The 19,085-nt window shown below is 72.5% G+C and carries 17 protein-coding genes and 1 pseudogene; 10 read left to right on the top strand and 8 right to left on the bottom strand.

Features of this window, described 5'->3' with window-relative positions:
- Position 1: 1 nt before the first annotated feature.
- Complete coding sequence (locus tag ACFY30_RS08345) at positions 2-385, bottom strand: cold-shock protein (RefSeq protein WP_390660451.1); 384 nt, start codon at positions 383-385, stop codon at positions 2-4.
- Between the two features lie 179 nt (positions 386-564).
- On the opposite strand from ACFY30_RS08345, the gene ACFY30_RS08340 reads away from it, so the two are divergent.
- Positions 565-822, top strand: a complete 258-nt coding sequence (locus ACFY30_RS08340; RefSeq protein ID WP_390844369.1) for a hypothetical protein — start codon at positions 565-567, stop codon at positions 820-822.
- Here ACFY30_RS08340 and ACFY30_RS08335 read toward each other — a convergent pair.
- Positions 792-1,439 carry an HAD family hydrolase gene (locus ACFY30_RS08335; protein WP_390844368.1) on the bottom strand — a complete coding sequence of 216 codons (648 nt, stop codon included), beginning with the start codon at positions 1,437-1,439 and terminating at the stop codon, positions 792-794. The two genes, ACFY30_RS08340 and ACFY30_RS08335, sit on opposite strands and share 31 nt — an antisense overlap.
- Positions 1,440-1,480: 41 nt before the next feature.
- Complete coding sequence (locus tag ACFY30_RS08330) at positions 1,481-2,488, bottom strand: hypothetical protein (RefSeq protein WP_390844367.1); 1,008 nt, start codon at positions 2,486-2,488, stop codon at positions 1,481-1,483.
- 193 nt (positions 2,489-2,681) lie between these two features.
- On the opposite strand from ACFY30_RS08330, the gene ACFY30_RS08325 reads away from it, so the two are divergent.
- Positions 2,682-5,336 carry a helicase-associated domain-containing protein gene (locus ACFY30_RS08325; RefSeq protein WP_390844366.1) on the top strand — a complete coding sequence of 885 codons (2,655 nt, stop codon included), beginning with the start codon at positions 2,682-2,684 and terminating at the stop codon, positions 5,334-5,336.
- 97 nt (positions 5,337-5,433) lie between these two features.
- Here ACFY30_RS08325 and ACFY30_RS08320 read toward each other — a convergent pair whose 3' ends face one another.
- The gene (locus tag ACFY30_RS08320) at positions 5,434-5,982 is read right to left on the bottom strand and encodes a hypothetical protein (RefSeq protein WP_390844365.1); all 549 of its coding nucleotides are present in this window, start codon (positions 5,980-5,982) and stop codon (positions 5,434-5,436) included.
- 131 nt (positions 5,983-6,113) lie between these two features.
- Here ACFY30_RS08320 and ACFY30_RS08315 point away from each other — a divergent pair, with 131 nt between their 5' ends.
- Positions 6,114-7,757 (top strand): DNA repair helicase XPB, encoded by a 1,644-nt coding sequence (locus tag ACFY30_RS08315; RefSeq protein ID WP_390844364.1) that lies wholly within the window; start codon positions 6,114-6,116, stop codon positions 7,755-7,757.
- 4 nt (positions 7,758-7,761) lie between these two features.
- Here ACFY30_RS08315 and ACFY30_RS08310 read toward each other — a convergent pair whose 3' ends face one another.
- Positions 7,762-7,944, bottom strand: coding sequence for a hypothetical protein (locus ACFY30_RS08310; RefSeq protein WP_390844363.1), 183 nt, complete (start codon positions 7,942-7,944; stop codon positions 7,762-7,764).
- 242 nt (positions 7,945-8,186) lie between these two features.
- Here ACFY30_RS08310 and ACFY30_RS08305 point away from each other — a divergent pair, with 242 nt between their 5' ends.
- The 3 genes from ACFY30_RS08305 (at position 8,187) to ACFY30_RS08295 (ending at position 14,569) form a co-directional block, all read left to right on the top strand.
- Positions 8,187-10,283 (top strand): HelD family protein, encoded by a 2,097-nt coding sequence (locus ACFY30_RS08305; protein ID WP_390844362.1) that lies wholly within the window; start codon positions 8,187-8,189, stop codon positions 10,281-10,283.
- Between the two features lie 87 nt (positions 10,284-10,370).
- Positions 10,371-10,742 carry a hypothetical protein gene (locus ACFY30_RS08300; protein ID WP_390844361.1) on the top strand — a complete coding sequence of 124 codons (372 nt, stop codon included), beginning with the start codon at positions 10,371-10,373 and terminating at the stop codon, positions 10,740-10,742.
- Entirely contained in the window at positions 10,739-14,569 is a 3,831-nt protein-coding gene (locus tag ACFY30_RS08295; protein ID WP_390844360.1) for a hypothetical protein, read from the top strand. Before ACFY30_RS08300 ends, ACFY30_RS08295 begins: the two co-directional genes overlap by 4 nt.
- On the opposite strand, the gene ACFY30_RS08290 is transcribed toward ACFY30_RS08295, so the two are convergent.
- Positions 14,570-15,262: a copper homeostasis protein CutC gene (locus ACFY30_RS08290; protein ID WP_390844359.1), complete on the bottom strand. Its 693-nt coding sequence runs from the start codon at positions 15,260-15,262 to the stop codon at positions 14,570-14,572.
- A 141-nt stretch (positions 15,263-15,403) separates the two neighbouring features.
- Between ACFY30_RS08290 and ACFY30_RS08285 the strand changes: the two genes are divergently transcribed.
- The 3 genes and pseudogenes from ACFY30_RS08285 (at position 15,404) to ACFY30_RS08275 (ending at position 17,446) form a co-directional block, all read left to right on the top strand.
- Entirely contained in the window at positions 15,404-16,051 is a 648-nt protein-coding gene (locus tag ACFY30_RS08285) for a hypothetical protein (RefSeq protein ID WP_390844358.1), read from the top strand.
- Between the two features lie 5 nt (positions 16,052-16,056).
- Positions 16,057-16,536, top strand: a pseudogene (locus ACFY30_RS08280) (GNAT family N-acetyltransferase); the annotation flags it as partial.
- Positions 16,537-16,678: 142 nt separating this feature from the next.
- Entirely contained in the window at positions 16,679-17,446 is a 768-nt protein-coding gene (locus tag ACFY30_RS08275) for a hypothetical protein (protein ID WP_390844357.1), read from the top strand.
- Here ACFY30_RS08275 and ACFY30_RS08270 read toward each other — a convergent pair.
- Positions 17,436-17,717: a DUF4031 domain-containing protein gene (locus ACFY30_RS08270; RefSeq protein ID WP_390844356.1), complete on the bottom strand. Its 282-nt coding sequence runs from the start codon at positions 17,715-17,717 to the stop codon at positions 17,436-17,438. The genes ACFY30_RS08275 and ACFY30_RS08270 overlap by 11 nt on opposite strands.
- Before the next feature lie 7 nt (positions 17,718-17,724).
- Complete coding sequence (locus tag ACFY30_RS08265; RefSeq protein WP_390844355.1) at positions 17,725-18,120, bottom strand: hypothetical protein; 396 nt, start codon at positions 18,118-18,120, stop codon at positions 17,725-17,727.
- Positions 18,121-18,175: 55 nt separating this feature from the next.
- On the opposite strand from ACFY30_RS08265, the gene ACFY30_RS08260 reads away from it, so the two are divergent.
- On the top strand, positions 18,176-19,084 hold the full coding sequence (locus tag ACFY30_RS08260) for a MurR/RpiR family transcriptional regulator (protein ID WP_390844354.1): 909 nt from the start codon (positions 18,176-18,178) through the stop codon (positions 19,082-19,084).
- Position 19,085 lies beyond the last annotated feature (1 nt).

The following is a 19,085-nucleotide window of genomic DNA, read 5'->3' as shown; positions in this document are numbered from 1 at the left end:
GTCAGACGTCGAGCTGGTCGGCGACCGCCCGCAGCAGCCCGGCGATCTTCTTGCCGGAGGTCTTCTCGGGGTAGCGGCCCTTCTCGAGCATCGGCGTGATGTTCTCGAGGAGGGTCGTCAGATCCTGCACGATGGAGGCCAGTTCGTCCGGCTTCTTGCGCTGCGCCGCCGCGACCGAGGGCGTCGGGTCGAGGAGGACGACGGAGAGTGCCTGGTCACCGCGCTGCCCGGCGACGACGCCGAACTCCACTCGCTGGCCCGGCTTCAGTGTCTCGACTCCGGCGGGGAGGACCGAGGAATGGACGAAGACGTCACCGCCGTCGTCGCGGGAGAGAAAGCCGAAGCCCTTCTCGCTGTTGAACCACTTGACCTTGCCGGTAGGCACGTCTGTCCTCGTCCTCGTACTCGTCGGAAACTTGCTTCTGAAAAAAACAGCTGTGGAACGGCTCTTGATAGCACTGGGGCGGGTCGACCATGACCCGCCGGTACCAAGGCTAATGCTCTTCGTGCGGGTGACAAGACGTCGCCCGGTTGTTCCTTCGCGCTGGGAACTACCCTGGTCGGGTGCGTGACAAAACCCAAACGAATTCCGCCGCTCCCGGTGACCGACTGATCCGTGCCGGCGCCCTCGTGTTCTTCGTCGGCGCCGTGGCCACCCTCGTCACGGTCGCCCCGCTGTTTCTCGGTACGAGGCCTTTTCCGACGTACATGTTCGGACTGAGCATGCTCATGGGCGTCGGGTTCCTGATCGCGGGCGCGGGTGTGCTGCGGTCGGTCGCGGCGGGCCGGCGTCAGGCGCGGGCCGGGGCCCGGCCCTCGTAGTCCGCGAACCACTCCCCGAACTGCGTCAGATCGTCCAGCACGACGTCCGCCCCGGCCTCGGTCAGCTCCGCCGTGCTGCACGGACCCGTGGCCACCGCGACCGCGAGCGCCTCGGCGCGCCGGGCGCCGCGCACGTCCCCCACATGGTCGCCGACGTACACGGACGCGCCGTGCTCGCGCAGGGCGTCCGCCTTCTGTTCCGCCCACAGGTCGCCGATCACGGCGTCGGGCGCCATGCCCAGGTGCCGCATGTGCAGCTTGGCGTTGGGCTCCCACTTGGCGGTGACGACGACGGCCCGCCCGCCGGCCGCCTGCACGGCGGCGATCGCCTCCCGCGCGCCGGGCATCGCGAGGGTCCCGGTGATGGCGTACTCGGGATAGAGCCGGCGGTAGAGGTCCGACATCGCCGGTATCTCGTCCGCCGCGAACCAGTTCGCCATCTCCGCCTGCAGCGGCGGTCCCAGCCGCGTGACCACCAGGTCGGCGTCGACGTACGTCCCGGTCCGCTCGGACAGTTCGACCCAGCAGGCGCGGATGCCGGGCCGGGAGTCGATGAGGGTCATGTCGAGGTCGAAGCCGACGGTGAGCGCGGCGGAGGTGGCGGTCATGGGGGACATTCTGCCGGTTCGGCGCCCCCTCCCCGCTGCGGCCGCCGCCCCTACCTCTGCCGCTGCGACCGCCACACGAGGAACAGCGCCGAGGCCACGGCCGCGCCCCGGACCACCCACGGCCAGGTGTCGGCGAGCGCGTCGCTCATGTGCCCCTGGGCGATGGGCTCGCCCCAGCGGCCCTCGCCGCGCCCCCACAGCCACACCAGCCCGGCCGCGACGGACAGCCCCGGCAGCCACACGACCGCCAGCTTGGTCTCCCGCTCGGTCAGCCGGCGCGAGGCGTAGACGACGGCCCACCCGACGATCAGCAGGAGCAGGTTCCCGAGCACCGCGCCGGCGACGAGGGCACCGGCGGCGAGCAGGAGAAGGGGGTTGCTCCAGCCGCCGGCAGGCAGGGAGGGCAGGAACCGGCGGCGACCGGCGGGGACCTCCGCCTCGGCGCCCGGCGGTTCCTGCGCCCTGGCCGCCGCCTCCTCCTCGGGTTCCGGCTCCTTCTCCCGCGGCGGCGGCTTCAGCATGTCCGGGATCTCGACCCCGCCGACGAACCCGGGCACCTCATCGCCCGCCCCGAACGCATCGGGCTCGCGCCGCCACCAGTCGGGCGCCCCCACCTCGTCGGCGAGCCCGCGCGCCCCGGTCCGCTGCGCCGGGAACGGCACGCCGGAGGACGGGGACGAGGACGGGGACGCGGGCGAGGGCGACGAGGCGGCGGGCGTGCCCGGGCGGGGCCGGGGCACCCGCCGCCGCAGGCCCTTCGGCCGCGGCGGTTCGTCGTCGGCCCGCTGTACGGGCACGGAGGGCGCCGGCGCCTGTGGCGCACCGCCCCCGTCGTCGGCCGCGGCGGCGACGACGTCGTCCGGACTGCCGAGGCGGTCGATGATGCGCCGGACGGCGGCGGGCGAGTCGATGGGAGCCCTGGCCCGGCGCCGGTCGATCTCGTTGCGCAGCTCGGACACCAGCCGCATGCGCGTGGCCGACGACAACTGCCGTTGCTGGGCGATGTCCCCGACGCGGCTCAGATACTCGTAGACGACCTGGTCGCTCTCGATCCCCACGGAGGAGACGCTATCGCGCAAGCGTGACCCTTCAGCCCAGCCCGGCGCCGATCAGCCCGTCCCGCGCTTCAGGACGAGGCCCGTTCAGGGCCGAAGCGGGGGTCCGGCGGCGGCAGGCCCCAGGGACGGTCACCCCCGCCCACCCGCACCACGTCGGCTCAAGCGCCGGAGGCGACCCGCTACCGTGGGCAAGATGAGCACCGAGGACCACCCGGCCCCCCGGTCCCTCGCGGAAGCGCTCCGCGCCAGGGACGACGCCTCCCTGGCCGCCCTCCTGCGCAGCCGCCCCGATCTCATCACCCCGGTCCCCACCGACCTCACCCAGCTCGCCACCCGCGCCGGCACCCGTGCCTCCGTCGTACGGGCGCTGGAGCGCCTCGACCGGTTCGCGCTGCAGACGGCGGAGGCGCTGGCGGTGGCCGGGGACCCGGCGTCCTACGACGAACTGCTCGGCCTGATGGCCGGGGACGCGCGCGACCCGGACGTGTCGGCCGCGCTGCCCGCGGCCCTGGCAGCCCTGCGCGAGCAGGCCCTGGTGTGGGGTGCCGACGACCGTCTCCGTCTCGTCCGCACCGCCCGTGAGCTGCTCGCGCCGTCGCCGCAGCATCCGTCGCCGACGGGTCTGGGGCCGAGTGTGCGGGAGGCGACGGCGGGGATGTCGCCCGGGCGGATCCAGGAGATCGTGGCGACGGCCGGGCTGCCGTCCACGCATGACTCCGTGTCCGCGGTGGAGGCGCTGACCTCGCTCTTCACCCACCGCAGGCGGATGAAGAAGCTGCTCTCCGAGGCGCCGGCCGAGTCCTTCGACGTCCTGGAGCGGCTGGTGTGGGGGCCGCCGTACGGCCAGGTGACCCATGACCCGGCGCCCCGGCTGCGCTGGCTGCTCGACCGCGGGCTGCTGCTGCCGACGGCGCCCGGCACGGTCGTCCTGCCCCGCGAGGTCGCCCTGCATCTGCGGGCGGGCCGCGCGCACCGTACGCCCGAGCCGCTGCCGCCCGCCGTGGAGCCGGCCGCCACGCATCCTCCCCAGGTCGTGGACGCGACGGCGGCGGGCCAGGCGTACACCGCGCTGGCGACGGTGGAGGAGCTGCTGAAGGAGTGGGACGAGGGCGGTCCGGCCGTCCTGCGGGCCGGCGGGCTGAGCGTGCGGGACCTGAAGCGGACCGCCGTCGCCCTCGACCTTCCGGAGCCGGTCGCGGCGTTCTGGGTGGAGCTGGCGTACGCGGCCGGTCTGATCGCCTCCGACGGCGAGGCCGACGAGCGGTACGCGCCGACCCCCGCGTACGACGAGTGGCTGGAGCGTCCCGCCGCCGAGCGGTGGGCGCACCTCGCCGAGGCGTGGCTGACGGCGACGCGGACGTCCGGGGTGGTCGGCGGACGGGACGCCAAGGAGCGGGCGCTGTCGGCGCTCGGCCCGGGGCTGGACCGCTCGGCCGCGCCGGAGGTACGGCACCGGGTGCTGGCGCTGCTGGCCGGACTGCCGGAGGGTGCCGCGCCGGACGCGGAGGCGGTGCTGGCCCGGCTGCGCTGGGAGCGGCCGCTGCGGGGACCGCAGGGCACTCCGACGGCCCAGAGCACCCCGGGCACCCCGGGCACGCAGGCCGCTCATGGCACTCACGGCGCTCAGAACCCCCCTGGCACCACCCAGGCCTCTCAAATCTCTCAGGCCTCTCAGGGCGCCGACGATCTGCGGTCGCGGCTGGCCCGCTGGACGCTGACGGAGGCCGAGCTGCTGGGCGTGACCGGGCGGGGGGCGCTCTCGGCGCAGGGCCGGGCGCTGATCGGGGCGCCGGCCGCGGACAGACGCCCCCGCAGGGAGCCGGAGGGCCCGGGCGACAAGCTGCCGGTCCACCACCACCGCACGAGCGCCCCGCTCGCCCCCCTCTCCCCGCCCGAGCAGGCGGCCGCCGCCGCGGCCGCCGCCCGCCTCCTCGCCCCGCTCCTCCCCGAGCCCCTGGACCACGTGCTGCTGCAGGCGGACCTGACGGCGGTGGCCCCCGGCCCGCTGCGGCGCCCGCTCGCCGATGTGCTGGACGTCCTCGCCGACGTGGAGTCCAAGGGCGGCGCGACCGTCTACCGCTTCACGCCGGGCTCCGTACGCCGAGCCCTGGACGCCGGCCGGAGCGCCTCCGACCTGCACGCCTTCCTCGCCGAGCACTCGCGTACGCCGGTGCCGCAGCCGCTCGCCTATCTGATCGACGACGTGGCGAGGAGGCACGGTCATCTGCGGGTGGGCGCGGCCTCGTCGTACGTCCGCTGCGACGACGACACCGTCCTGAACGAGATCCTCGCCGACAAGCGGGCCGGTGCCCTGCGGCTGCGCCGCCTCGCGCCGACCGTGCTGGCGGCCCAGGCGGACCCCGGGACGCTCCTGGAGGGCCTGCGCGCGATGGGGTACGCCCCCGCCGCCGAGTCCGCCGAGGGCGATGTCCTGATCACCCGCGCCCACGCCCACCGCACCCCGCCCCGCACGGCCCCCGAGCCGGTGCCGGACGGCCCGCCGGTGCCCGACGCCACGCTGCTGACGGCGGCGGTCCGCGCCATCAGGGCGGGCGACCTGGCCTCGACGGCCCCCCGCAAGCCCTCACAGTCCACGGCCCCGCTCGCCCCCGGCGAACTCCCCCGCACCAGCTCCGCCGAGACCCTCGCCACCATGCAGGCCGCCGTCCTCACCGGCGAGGCCCTGTGGATCGGGTACGTCAACGCCGAGGGCGCCGCCAGCCAGCGGGTCGTCGCGCCGGTGCGGGTCGAGGGCGGCTTCGTGACGGCGTACGACCACACGGCGGACGAGGTGCGGACGTACCCGCTGCACCGGATCACGGGCGTGGCGGAACTGGCGGACGACTAGCGTCCCCGGCGAAGGCCCCCCCGCGGAGGCGCCGGCAGTCCCCGGCGAGGGCGCCGGCAGTCCCCGGCAGGGGTGTCAGCAGTCCCCGGCAGGGGTGTCAGCAGTCTCCGACGGGCGTGTCCGCGGGCAGGCCGAAGTGGGCGCGGGCCGCGGTCTCCAGGTCGGCCGGGTCCGTGGCGTCGTCGAGCCGGATGTCCGCGAGGACGCCGAAGTTCTCCTGCTCCCAGCCGGCCCGGCCGGCGCCGTCCGGGGGCTCCTCCTGGGAGACGACGCGGTAGCCGCCGCCGTTGTCGCCGTCCCGCTCCAGCCGCATCACCTGCGGGAAGTGCGCGCCACCGCACTCCTGCAGGGCGCCGTCGCGCACCCCGTACTCCACGCACAGGGTGTCGACGCCCGCCCGCACCCGGCCGTCGTCCTCCCGCAGGTCCACCGCCTCCGCCCGGCAGAACCACCGCGCCTTCAGGGCGGGCTCGCTCCCGCCGTACCCGTCCCCCTCGGCCTGCGCCACGAGCCGGTCCTCGATCGCGGGCCGTACGGCGTCCCACAGACCGGCGTCCACGCCGGTCGAACCGCGTGCCCAGGCCCCGGTCGCCACCAGCACCACCACGGCGCCGACGCCGGGTCCCCAGATGCGTACGGAAGTCACCGCGAGCTCCTCACCGAGCCGCGCGCGCTGCGCGGCTTCCCCCCGACAAGACCGCCGGAACGGGCTCGGGGTTGCACGCGGGATGGGGCACACTGGACGTTTGGCCGCCTCGGAAAGGATGTGCGTACCACGTGAACGGACCGCTGATCGTCCAGTCGGACAAGACCCTGCTCCTGGAAGTCGACCACGAGCAGGCCGACGACTGCCGTCGGGCCATCGCGCCGTTCGCCGAGCTGGAGCGGGCCCCCGAGCACATCCACACCTACCGGGTGTCCCCGCTGGGCCTGTGGAACGCGCGCGCGGCCGGGCACGACGCCGAGCAGGTGGTGGACGCGCTCGTGCAGTACAGCCGCTACCCGGTGCCGCACGCGCTGCTCGTCGACATCGCCGAGACAATGGACCGCTACGGCCGGCTGACGCTCAGCAAGCACCCGGCCCACGGGCTGGTGCTCACCACCACGGACCGGCCGGTGCTGGAGGAGATCCTGCGCTCCAAGCGGATCATTCCGCTGGTCGGTGCCCGGATCGACCCGGACACGGTCGTGGTGCACCCCTCGGAACGGGGACAGATCAAGCAGACCCTGCTGAAGCTGGGCTGGCCGGCCGAGGACCTCGCCGGGTACGTGGACGGCGAGGCGCACCCGATCGAGCTGGCCGAGGACGGCTGGGCGCTCAGGCCCTACCAGAAGCAGGCCGTGGAGAACTTCTGGCACGGCGGGAGCGGGGTCGTCGTCCTGCCCTGCGGGGCGGGGAAGACGCTGGTCGGCGCCGGGTCGATGGCCCAGGCGAAGTCCACGACCCTGATCCTCGTCACGAACACGGTCTCGGCGCGGCAGTGGAAGCACGAGCTGGTGAAGCGGACCTCGCTGACCGAGGACGAGATCGGCGAGTACAGCGGGACGAGGAAGGAGATCCGCCCGGTCACCATCGCCACGTACCAGGTGCTGACGACCAGGCGGAAGGGCGTCTACCCGCACCTGGAGCTGTTCGACTCCCGGGACTGGGGCCTGATCGTCTACGACGAGGTGCACCTGCTCCCGGCGCCGGTCTTCAAGTTCACCGCCGACCTCCAGGCCCGTCGCCGGCTCGGCCTGACGGCCACCCTGGTCCGGGAGGACGGCCGTGAGTCGGACGTGTTCTCGCTGATCGGTCCCAAGCGGTTCGACGCGCCGTGGAAGGAGATCGAGGCGCAGGGGTACATCGCGCCCGCGGACTGCGTCGAGGTCCGGGTGAACCTCACCGACTCCGAGCGGCTGGCGTACGCGACCGCCGAGACGGAGGAGAAGTACCGCTTCTGTGCGACGACCGCGACGAAGCGGAAGGTGACGGAGGCGATCGTGCGGCGCTTCGCGGGTCAGCAGATCCTCGTCATCGGCCAGTACATCGACCAGCTGGACGAGCTGGGCGAGCACCTGGGGGCGCCGGTCATCAAGGGCGAGACCTCCAACGCCCAGCGCGAGAAGCTCTTCGACGCCTTCCGGGAGGGCGAGATCAGCGTGCTGGTCGTGTCGAAGGTCGCGAACTTCTCGATCGACCTGCCCGAGGCGACGGTCGCCATCCAGGTGTCGGGCACCTTCGGCTCCCGCCAGGAGGAGGCCCAGCGGCTGGGCCGGGTGCTCCGCCCCAAGGCGGACGGTCATCAGGCCCACTTCTACTCGGTCGTCGCCCGCGACACCATCGACCAGGACTTCGCCGCCCACCGGCAGCGGTTCCTGGCGGAACAGGGGTACGCCTACCGGATCATGGACGCGGACGAGCTGCTGGCGGAGAGCTGACCGGTCACCGCCGGCGGCGGACTCCGGCCTCCTCGCCGTACTCACCGAGGATGATCACGTCGAAGGCCGCGCCCACGAAGACCCTGACCGCGTGGAGGGCGTCGCCGAAGGGGTGGCGGGGGGCGCTGGAGAGGGGGGTCGCTCCGGACGGGCGACCGGGGGCTGGTGTGAGGGTCGCTGTGCTCATGTCTCCATGATGGGATCCGGGACATAAAGGGGGCATCGGTCCCAGGTCCCCCCTTTGGGTACCACTCGGGTACCCCCCGGGGGCTGCGGCCTCCTCCGGGAGGAGGAAAACCATTCGCCTCCCCCTCCCCCGCTCCCCTAAAATCTCCGCTCTTGCCCGCCTCCCCTCACGGAGTGCCGCCGTCCGGACGGAAACCGGACGGCTTCTCGTCACCCCCTTTCCGCCGGTTCGGAGGCACCGCCTTGTCCACGTCCGCCCACGACACCCCGGTCGACCCCCTCGGCCGCGAACGCGCCCACCTCGCCTCCTCCCGGGCCGCCCTGCGGGCCATGCGGGAGGACGTCGAAGCGCTCGACATCAGCGACGTCACCGCGAACTGGGTGAACGCCCAGATCCTGGAGCGCCAGATCGGGGAGCGCATCAAGGCGCTCGCCGATCTCAGCGACACCCCGCTGTTCTTCGGCCGGCTCGACTACCTGCACGCTCCGGGAGCCGATCGGGCGGAGGGCGCGGAGGGGGAGCGCTTCTACATCGGGCGGCGGCATGTGCACGACGCCGAGGGCGACCCGATGGTGATCGACTGGCGTGCGCCGGTCTCGCAGCCGTTCTACCGGGCGTCGAAGAAGGACCCGATGGACGTCGGGCTGCGCCGCCGCTTCGGTTACACGGGCGGCGACCTCACGGCGTACGAGGACGAGCACCTCTCCGACCCCGCCGAGGCGGCCACCACCAGCAAGCTCCTCCAGCGGGAGATCGAGCGCCCGCGCGTCGGCCCGATGCGCGACATCGTGGCGACCATCCAGCCGGAGCAGGACGAGATCGTACGGTCCGGGCTGGGCGGGACGGTCTGTGTGCAGGGGGGCCCGGGCACCGGGAAGACGGCCGTCGGCCTGCACCGGGTCGCGTACCTCCTCTACGCCCACCGGGAGCGGCTGGCCCGCACCGGCACCCTCGTCATCGGCCCGAACAGATCCTTCCTCCACTACATCGAGCAGGTCCTGCCCGCGCTCGGCGAGCTGACGGTCCGCCAGGCGACGGTCGACGACCTGGTCGCCCACGTCGAGGTGCGCGGTACGGACGACGCGGCCGCCGCGGTCGTCAAGGGCGACGCGAGGATGGCGGAGGTGCTGAGGAGGGCCGTCTACGCGCAGGTGCGGATGCCCACCGAGCCGGTCGTCGTCGTGCGCGGCTCCCGCCGCTGGCGCGTGCCCGCGTACGAACTGCAGGACATCGTCCGCGAGTTGCTCGACCGGGACATCCGTTACGGCGCCGCCCGCGACGCGCTGCCGCAGCGCATCGCGCACGCCGTGCTGGTGCAGATGGAGCGGTCCGGCGAGGCCCCGGACGACCGGGTGCAGGACGCGGTGGCCCGCAACGGCGCGGTCAAGGCGGCGGTGAAGGAGATCTGGCCGCCCGTCGACCCGGCGAAGCTCGTCCTGCGGCTGCTCACCGACGCGGAGTTCCTCGCCGTCCACGCGGACGGGATCCTCGACGAGGACGAGCAGAAGACGATCCTGTGGGCGAAACCCGTGCGGAGCGTGAAGTCCGCCCGGTGGTCGGCGGCGGACGCGGTGCTGATCGACGAGACGACGGACATCGTGGAGCGCACCCACTCGCTCGGACACGTGGTCCTGGACGAGGCGCAGGACCTCTCCCCCATGCAGTACCGGGCCGTCGGCCGCCGCTGCTCCACCGGCTCGGCGACGGTCCTCGGCGATCTGGCGCAGGGCACCACGCCCTGGGCGACGAGAAGTTGGGCCGAGGCCCTGGCCCACCTGGGCAAGGCGGACGGCGTGATCGAGGAGCTGACGGCCGGTTTCCGCGTCCCCACGGACGTCATCACGTACGCCTCCCGGCTGCTCCCGCACATCGCTCCCGGCCTCACGCCGGTCGCGTCGGTCCGTGAGAACCCCGGCTTCTTCGCTCTGCGCACGGTCACGGACACCGCCGAAGTCGTGGCCGCCTGCGAGGAGTTGCTCCGCAACGAGGGCTCGACCGGCCTGATCGCCGCCGACGCCCGCGTCCCCGCGCTGGCGGAGGCGCTGACGGCGGCGGGCGTCCCGTACCTCCACCCCGGCGAGGAGACCACCGCCGAGACCCGGCTGACCCTGGTCCCGGCGTCCCTCGCCAAGGGCCTGGAGTACGACTACGTCGTCCTCGACGAACCCCGGGCGGTGGTCGACGGCGAACCGGACGAGCGCACCGGCCTGCGCCGCCTCTACGTCGCCCTCACCCGAGCGGTCTCAGGCCTCACCATCACCCACACAGCCCCACTACCCCCCGAGCTCACCCAGAATGTTCCTTCACCCTTCAACGAACGTGCCCCAAAAACGCCCTAATTGGTACAATTGCCGCAAGTAGGGATCGCGGGGTCGATGGCAATGGACGCGTTCATCTCGTCGGCAGCCACAGCGTTGGTAGGGGTCATGGTCACAGACGCATGGCAGCAGGCACGCACAATCCTCGTCACCTGGTGGCGTCGCGTCCGCCCGCAGCAGGCGGGGCGGGTGGACGCGGCGCTCGTCGAGTGTCGAAGCCGCGCCCTGGCGGCCCGCCGAGCGGGGAATAACGCGGCGGAGTCCCATCTGGTCGAAGCCTGGGGGTCCCGGCTGACCGCACTGTTGCAGGACGAACCCGCGCTGGCGGACGAGTTGCGGCAGTTGATCGACAAGGAGATCACTCCGCTGCTCTCCCCCGACGGTGGGCCCCGAACCGGATCGCACAATTTCCGGGCCGAGGCCTCAGGACACGGCCGGGTCTACCAGGCCGGGCACGACCAGCACATCCACGAGCCATGACACCCGCCGACGGACTGCCGACACGGGGAGAGGAACTACGGCTGGAGGCGCACGCGTCGGACCGCGCCAGGATCTACCAGGCGCACCGCGACATCTACCTGTCGGAACGGGACCTGCACCTGCACTACGAGGACGGTCTGCGCTCGGCTCGTCGGGTGCGCACAGCCGAGATCTCCCAGGAGTGCCCGTATCCCGGTCTGGCTCCCTTCAGCGCTGAACAGGCCCAGTGGTTCTTCGGCCGGGACACACTGGTGGCCAAACTTCTGGTCCGTCTGGACGTATGCCTGGCGGTGGGCGGAGCGCTCGTCGTGGTCGCACCCTCCGGAGCTGGGAAGTCCTCACTGCTCAGAGCGGGGCTTCTGGCGGGTGTCGCACGGGGTGCTCTGCCAGGGTCGGCGGGCTGGCCATGCCTGTGGATGACCCCGACGTCGCATCCGCTGGCTGCCCTGGGCACCCGCCTGTCGGAGGTGACGAGTCGGGGGAGGGAATCGCCGGACACGGTCCCCGACACTCCCGTCTGGCAGCCGGCCGCACTTCGCCGCGCACTCGCGGTGGCCGACGACGGTACCGTTCCGCGGCGGCCCCTGCTCCTGATCGTCGACCAATTGGAGGAACTGTTCACGCTGTGCACTGACGAACAGGAGCGCAGGAGCTTCCTCGACGCGGTCCTGGGCATGACGGTCGTGGGCCCGGGCGGCGAACCACCCGTAGGGCTGGTCGTCTTCGGTTTGCGGTCCGATTTCTACACCCAGTGCGCCGCCCACCCCGGCCTGCTCGACGCCGTGGAACGCAACCAGGTGATGGTCGGGCCGTTGTCCCGCGCCGGCGTGCGTGAGGCGATCCTCCACCCCGCCCGCGTGGCCGGGCTGGACATTGAACCGGGTCTCGTGCAGGTCCTGTTGCGCGACCTCGGTGCGCCTGGGCCGAGTGCCAGTGCCGGGGAAGCGGACGAAGCGGATGCCTACGAGATCGGACGGCTGCCCCTCCTCGCGCACGCATTGCGGGCCACCTGGCTGTGCAGGGCGGGTCACATCCTCACCGTGGACGGCTACGAGTCGACCGGTGGCATAGCGCACAGCATCACGGTCGAGGCGGACCGCTGCTTCGACCAGCTTGATCTTCAGGCGCAGCAGACCGCGCAGCAGGTGTTCCTGCGGCTGGTCAAGTTCGGTGACGGAACCCACGACACACGTCGCCCGGTTCGGTACGCCGAGCTCCTGGGCCACTGCTCGCGTTCCCGCGAAGCCGCCGAGGTCATCGAGACGTTCACCCAGGGGCGGCTACTGACCCGGGAGCAGGACACGGTCACCATCACTCATGAGGTGCTGCTGCGGGCCTGGCCGCGTCTGCGGGAGTGGATCGGTGCCCATCGTGCGCAGTACATGGCCCGCCAGCGGTTGGACGACGCGGCCGCTGCCTGGCAAGAGGCCGGACGCGACCCCGCACTTCTCTACCGGGGCCACAGACTGGACGAGGCCCGCGCTCTGGCCGACGACGAGGACACTGGCGAACTCGTCCCAGCCGTGTCCGCGTTTCTGGCCGCGTCACTGCGGCAGCGGCACCGGGCGCGGCGAATCCGCCAAAGTGTCGTCGCCGGACTGACAGTGCTGACGGTGCTGGCCGCGCTCTCCGCCGTCATCGCCTTCCAACAGCGCAACACGGCACAGCACGAGCGCAACACCGCCATCCTCGGCGAGATCATCGCCAAGGCCGATCAAATACGCGAGTCCGATCCGTCGCTGGCCGCCCAACTGGATTTGGTCGCAAACCGAATGGAACCAGCTCCCGCGACGGAGACGCGGCTGCTCAGCGCCCAGAACATGCCGCTGGCCACCGCGCTGACCGGTCACACAGACCGGGTGAACGCCGTGGACTTCAGCCCCGACGGACGCGTGCTGGCCAGCGCGGGCGGCGACGGCACGATCCGGCTGTGGAGCACCGCTCGTCCGGACCGGCCGGTCGCGTTGGGCGACCCGCTGCGTGGCTCTCGAGGCGCGATCCTGGCATTGGCCTTCAGCCCCAGCGGACACCTCCTCGCCGCGGCCTGCCGGGACGGCACAGTCCGTCTCTGGGACGTCAGCCGTCCCGGCGCCCCGAACAGCGTGGGAACCGCTGTCCGGGCCGGCACCGGCGCCGTGAAGACCCTCGCCTTCAGCCCGGAAGGACATGCCCTGGCCACCGCGGGCCACGACGGCCGCGTTCACCTGTGGGACGTCACCGACCCAAGTCACCTCGATCCCCTCACCAGACCGCTTCCCGCCTCCGCCGGAGATGTGAACGGGGTGGCTTTCAGCCCGGACGGCAAACTGCTGGCGTCCGGCGGGGACGATGCGAGAGTGCGCTTGTGGAAGGTGGCGGACCGGCGGCATCCGTCGGCGGTCGGTCAGACGGATGACATTCCATTCTTCGCCGGTCATGAAGGCGCCGCCCAGGGGGTCGCCTTCAGCCCCGACGGCCGCACTCTGGCCGCGGCCGGGAGCGACCAGAAGGCTCATCTCTGGAACGTCAGGAACCCCGTCAAACCGATCCCGCTCACCAGCCCGTTCAGCAACAACGTCGTCAACACGGTCACCTTCTCCCGCAGTGGCCCGCTCATGGCCTACGGCGGAGACGACAACACCATCTGGCTGGAGAACGTGACGGCTCCGGACGACGTCCGGGATCTCAGCCAGGCTCTCAACGGCCACACCGGACACATATTGGCGCTGGCCTTCGACCCAAAGGGCAGGATGCTGGCGAGTGGAGGCGCCGATCACACCGTCCGACTCTGGACGATCCCGCGCACCATCCTCACCGGACACACCAGTTACGTCGACACAGTGGACGTGAGCCCCGATGGGCGGGTGCTCGCCTCAGGATCCGAGGACAACAGCGTCCGCCTCTGGGACGTGAGGAACCCAGCTGATCCCCACTTGATCAGCGCATCGATCCGCGGCGACACACCCTACGTCAACTGGGTCGCGTTCAGCCCGGACGGAAAGACGCTGGCCGTCGCTGCCGGGCAGGACATCAAACTGTGGGATGTCACCGTACCTGCCAGGCCCAAACAGCTGGGCGAGCCGCTCCACGAAGCGCGGAACAACTTCCTCGTCGCCGAGTTCACCCCCGACGGGCGCACACTGGCAGCCGGCAACAGCGACGGCACGGTCAGGCTGTGGGACGTATCCGATCCGTCCCATCCCGCGTCCTCCGGGCCGCCGTTGGACGCCCGGGCAGGCCAGATCAACCGCCTGGCCGTCAGCCCGGACGGCCACACCCTCGCTGCCGGGGCTGACCAAGGCACCGTCCACCTGTGGGACATCGCCCGTCCCGCGCGGCCGGCTTCTCTGGGCGCACCCCTGCACGCCAGCGCAGACCCACTTCAAACGGTCGTCTTCAGTCCGGACAGCCGTATTCTCGCGGTCTCCGGCAACGACGCCACAATCCGCTTGTGGCACATCACCGACCATGCCCGGCCCACTTCGGTGAAGCCGGCCCTCACCGGCCACAAGGACACCGTCTACACCCTGGCCTTCAGCCCCGACGGCCGCACACTGGTCAGTGGCAGCTTCGACAGGACACTGCGCCTGTGGGACGTCGACGACCGTGGCCGCGCCCGGGCCCACGGACTGGCCGTGACCGGGGTCGTGGACTACGTCAACGACGTCGCGTTCTCCCCGGATGGGCGCTTCCTCTTCATCGGCGACGGCGAGGAAACGGTGCGCATCCTGCCACTGACCGCCCAAGCCGCCGTCGACTACATCTGCCGGGCCACGGGAAACCTGCTGACCCCCGCCCTCTGGCACACGTACATGCCCCAATTGAGCTACGACCCGCCGTGCGCCTGATCAGCGACGGTCCAGCACCTTCCGCCACTCCCCCACAGCCCCCGCCGAAACCCCCGCCCCCCACCCGCCGGGCCTGGCCGCTCCGCCGATGTGGAAGGCGTTCAGGCCGGCGGCCAGCAGGTGCGGTACGTGGTCGAGCCGCAGTCCTCCCCCGACGAGAAGGCGCTGTTCGTACCCCGGCTCCCCGCCCCGCCCGGCCTCGGCGAGAAGGGTGGGGAGCCCTTCGTCGACGCCCGCCGCGGAACCGGCCGTGAGGTAGGTGTCGAGGCCGGGCAGGTCGGCGAGTTGCTTGCGCAGGGCGTCCCGGTCGGCGGCGTGGTCGATGGCCCGGTGGAAGGTCCAGCGGCAGCCGTCCAGGACGGCGACGATCCGCTCCACGGCACCCAGGTCGACGCTCCCGTCCGCGTCGAGGAACCCGAGGACGAACTCCACCGCCCCGGCCTCCCGCAGCTCACGGGCGGCCCGTACGAGCCGGTCGACGTCCCGGGCCGCGAAGCCGTCCGTCAGCCGCAGCATCACGCCCAGGGGGAGATCGACGGCGGCGCGGACGGCGGCGAAGGTCGCCACCGGCGGGGTCAGCCCGTCCGCAGCCATGTCCGTGACCAGTTCGAGGCGGTCCGCGCCTCCGGCCCGGGCCGCGATCGCGTCCTCGGCGTCGAGGGCGATCACCTCCAGCACTGCACGCTCGCTCATGGGACCCCATTCATCGACGGCTGCGGGTGACGGACCAGAGATCCAGGAAGCCCCAGAGATCCGGGGAACCGGAGACCTAGAGGTCTAGTCCATTTGTCTAGTCCAATTCCACCATACGCCCGCCCGCGAGAGAATGAGGCCATGGCCGACCTCGACGCCCTGCGCACCCGCTTCACCCACGCCCTGGACGCAGCCCGGACCCCCGACGCCGACGGCCCCGACCCCGCGCCCTACGCCGACGATCTCCTCGCCCGCTGGCAGGAACCCCAGCGCCGCTACCACACCCTCACCCACCTCACCGCGGTCCTCGACCACATCGACGTACTGGAGAAGTACGCGGACGACCCGGCCGCCGTACGCCTCGCCGCCTGGTTCCACGACGCCGTCTACCTCCCCGACCGCTCCGAGAACGAGGAGCGTTCCGCCCGTCTGGCCGAACGGGCCCTGCCCGAGGCCGGGGTGCCGGAGGCGAGGACCGCCGAGGTCGCCCGGCTGGTCCGGCTCACCGTCACCCACGACCCCGCCGACGACGACCGCGACGGCCAGGTCCTGTGCGACGCCGACCTCGCGATCCTCGCCGCGCCGCCCTCCGCGTACGCCGCCTACACCGCCGCCGTCCGCGAGGAGTACCACTTCGTGCCCAGCGACGCCTTCCGGGCCGGCCGCGCCGCGATCCTGCGCCAACTCCTCGACCTGCCCAGGCTGTTCAGGACTCCCCACGGGGCGGCCGAGTGGGAGCCGACCGCCCGCTACAACCTGCGGGCCGAGCTGGAACTCCTCACCTCGTGACCCGCGTTCCCGGCCCCCGCCTCACCCTCGAAGGCGCCTCCCCCACCACGCTCGCCGACCTGTGGTCGGGCGGCGACGGCGGCTTCGACTGGCTCGGCGGCGCGCCGTTCGACGGCACCCGGGACGCCGCCGGGATGGTGTTCAGGGCGCACGAGGCCGGCCTGCTGCGGCCCGAGTTCGGACTGTACGTCCTCGTACGGAGGGAGGACGGCCGCGCGATCGGCAGCATGGGCTTCCACTCCGCCCCCGACGAGGACGGCCGCACGGAGATCGGCTACGACCTCGTGCCGGCCGCCCGGGGCCGCGGCTACGCCACCGAGGCGCTGCGCACGCTGGCCGGCTGGGCGCTGGCCCGGGACGACGTACAGCGCCTGTTCGCCACCGTCGAACGCGGCAACGCACCTTCCCGGGCCGTCCTCGAACGCGCCGGGTTCGTCAGGGTCTGGGAGGGCGAGGGCGCATACGCGTATGAGCTGCGCGGCTGACCTGGACCTGGCGTAGCCGGGGGCGATCTTCCGCCCCTTCACCTGACCCGCTCCCCACGCGCTCCGGATAATCACTGCGGATGTTTCCGGCACGGCCACACCGCGCACGGGCCGTGTACGCCGGGGGAAGCGGGGGAGCGTCATGAGTCAGCACGGGCCGTCCACGCCACCGGGGCCGCCCGGCCCGCCGCTGCCGGACCCGCACACCCGGCGGGGGGTGCGCTGGACCATCATCGGCGTGGTGATCAGCACGGCGATCGCCCTCATCAGCCTCTATCTGCAGGCCCAGCAGTCCCGGGGGGACCAGCCGGACCCGCCCGACACCACCGGCAGCAGCCCCGCCGTGCCCGTCCGCCCACCGGCCGGCGAGAGCCCGGACACCACCACACCGTCCGGCCCACCACCAGCCGGCACACCGGGTCCGGCCGACTCCAGCCCCGCACCGCGGAGCGGCCCCGACGACGGCCTCACCACCGCCGAGCACGACCTGCGCGACTCGCTCAACACCGACCAGTGGTCCCGCGAGAGCTGCTCCCACACGGTGTGGCAGGGCGCCACGGCCGCCCTGTACTGCACGGTCACCACCGTCGACCTGTACGGCGTCACCGGCACCGGCAAGGCCAGCGTGGTGATGTACGCGACGAAGACCGACCGGGACAGCGTCTTCCAGACCTACGCCGGCGGCCTGCCGGAGGGCGACTGCGAGGCCCAGGTCAACGTGCGCGGCAGCTGGTCCGAGAACAACACCGGCCAGGCGGCGGGCGACGTCGTCTGCTTCCTGTCGACCACCGGTCAGTACGTCTTCCTCTGCAGCTACTACGACCGCCCCGCGCTGGTCCAGATCACCGGCCCGGACCAGGCGAGCCTGACCGCCTGGTGGCACACGCTGGAGCCGGTCTTCACCGACTGACGTCCCCGGCACCGGCCCGCTTGCGCCGGCGCAGACCCGCGCCGTGCAGCAGCCGCACCACCTCACGGCTGCTGACCTCGACCGCGCCGGCGGCCACCACCTCGGCGTACCGGTGCGAGGGGATGTCGTAGTGGTCGCGCTCGAAGGCCCGCCGCGGCACCCCCAGCCCCTCGGCGAACCCGTGCAGTTCGTCGTAGGAGACGTCGCTGACCAGGTGGGACCACATCCGGCCGTGGCCCGGCCAGTTCGGGGGATCGATGTAGATCGTCACGACGGCCTCACGAGGACGGCGCCCCGCCCGTCGCCGACCCCAGCGTCCCCACCGCCGCGACCTTCACGCCCGCCTGGTGGCACACCCAGTGCGGATCGGGGCCCAGCTCGGGCTCGACATCGAGGGCGTGCGGATCGCCGGAGCCGCAGACCGGGCACAGCGGCCAGCGGCCGTAGCGTTCGAGGAGCGCGTCCTGCACGTCCTGCGCGACCAGCCCGGGCAGGAACTCCGCGCCGTCCGGCCACTGTTCGACCCACCAGCGCCGCTGGACGACCGAGTCCTCGACCATCGACACCACGTCCGCCGCGGCCACCTCGCCCGCGGCCAGATCGGCGAGCACGAGGGCGCGCGCCGCGTGCAACGCCTGTTCCAGGGGGCTGATCGGGGCACGGGAGGGGTCCATGCACCTATTGTGCGCATGCTTGACCCCACCCCCGGACCGAAAATATCTTTCACCTGTGACCCAGGAAGCGAAGGAAACCTTCCCTCCGGAAGCCTTCCGTCCGGCGCCCGCCGCGCTCGCCGGCAAGGTCCGCACCCTCGCCCCCTCGATGACGCGCTCCATGCGGCGGGTCGCCGAAACCGTCGCGAACGACCCGGCGGGCTGCGCCGCCCTCACCGTCACCGGCCTCGCCGAACGCACCGGCACCAGCGAGGCCACGGTCGTGCGCACCGCCCGCGCCCTCGGCTACGCCGGCTACCGCGACCTGCGCCTCGCCCTCGCCGGGCTCGCCGCCCAGCAGCAGTCCGGCCGCGCGCCCGCCCTCACCACCGACATCGCCGTCGACGACCCGCTGGCGGACGTCGTCGCCAAACTCGCCCACGACGAGCAGCAGACCCTCGCCGACACCGCCGCAGGACTGGACACCGCTCAGCTGGAGGCGGCGGTCGGCGCGGCGGCCGCCGCACGGCGCATCGACGTGTACGGCGTCGGCGCGTCCGGGCTGGTCGCCCAGGACCTCACGCAGAAGCTGCTGCGGATCGGGCTGCTGGCCCATGCGCACAGCGACACCCACCTCGCGGTGACGAACGCCGTGCAGCTGCGGGCCGGGGACGTCGCCGTGGCGATCACGCACTCCGGGTCCACCGGGGACGTCGTCGAGCCGCTGCGGGTGGCGTTCGAGCGGGGGGCCACGACGGTGGCCATCACCGGCAGGCCGCGGAGCTCGGTGACCCAGTACGCGGATCATGTGCTGACCACGTCCACCGCACGGGAGAGCGAGCTGCGGCCGGCGGCGATGTCGTCGCGCACGGGGCAGCTGCTGGTGGTGGACTGTCTGTTCGTGGGGGTGGCCCAGCGGACGTACGCGTCGGCGGGGCCGGCGCTGGCCGCGTCCTACGAGGCGCTGGCGCATCGCCACCGCTAGG

Origin of the sequence: Streptomyces sp. NPDC000345, from assembly GCF_042898825.1 — a bacterium.
Lineage (GTDB): Bacteria > Actinomycetota > Actinomycetes > Streptomycetales > Streptomycetaceae > Streptomyces.
This window is presented reverse-complemented; position numbering and strand designations above follow the sequence as displayed.

Excerpts from the sequence above, each read along its gene's own strand:
- ACFY30_RS08295 (WP_390844360.1), top strand. The coding sequence starts at position 10,739 with ATGACACCCGCCGACGGACTGCCGACACGGGGAGAGGAACTACGGCTG.
- ACFY30_RS08300 (WP_390844361.1), top strand. The coding sequence starts at position 10,371 with ATGGTCACAGACGCATGGCAGCAGGCACGCACAATCCTCGTCACCTGG.
- ACFY30_RS08275 (WP_390844357.1), top strand. The coding sequence starts at position 16,679 with ATGAGTCAGCACGGGCCGTCCACGCCACCGGGGCCGCCCGGCCCGCCG.
- ACFY30_RS08310 (WP_390844363.1), bottom strand. The coding sequence starts at position 7,944 with ATGAGCACAGCGACCCTCACACCAGCCCCCGGTCGCCCGTCCGGAGCG.
- ACFY30_RS08290 (WP_390844359.1), bottom strand. The coding sequence starts at position 15,262 with ATGAGCGAGCGTGCAGTGCTGGAGGTGATCGCCCTCGACGCCGAGGAC.
- ACFY30_RS08325 (WP_390844366.1), top strand. The coding sequence starts at position 2,682 with ATGAGCACCGAGGACCACCCGGCCCCCCGGTCCCTCGCGGAAGCGCTC.
- ACFY30_RS08265 (WP_390844355.1), bottom strand. The coding sequence starts at position 18,120 with ATGGACCCCTCCCGTGCCCCGATCAGCCCCCTGGAACAGGCGTTGCAC.
- ACFY30_RS08335 (WP_390844368.1), bottom strand. The coding sequence starts at position 1,439 with ATGTCCCCCATGACCGCCACCTCCGCCGCGCTCACCGTCGGCTTCGAC.
- ACFY30_RS08285 (WP_390844358.1), top strand. The coding sequence starts at position 15,404 with ATGGCCGACCTCGACGCCCTGCGCACCCGCTTCACCCACGCCCTGGAC.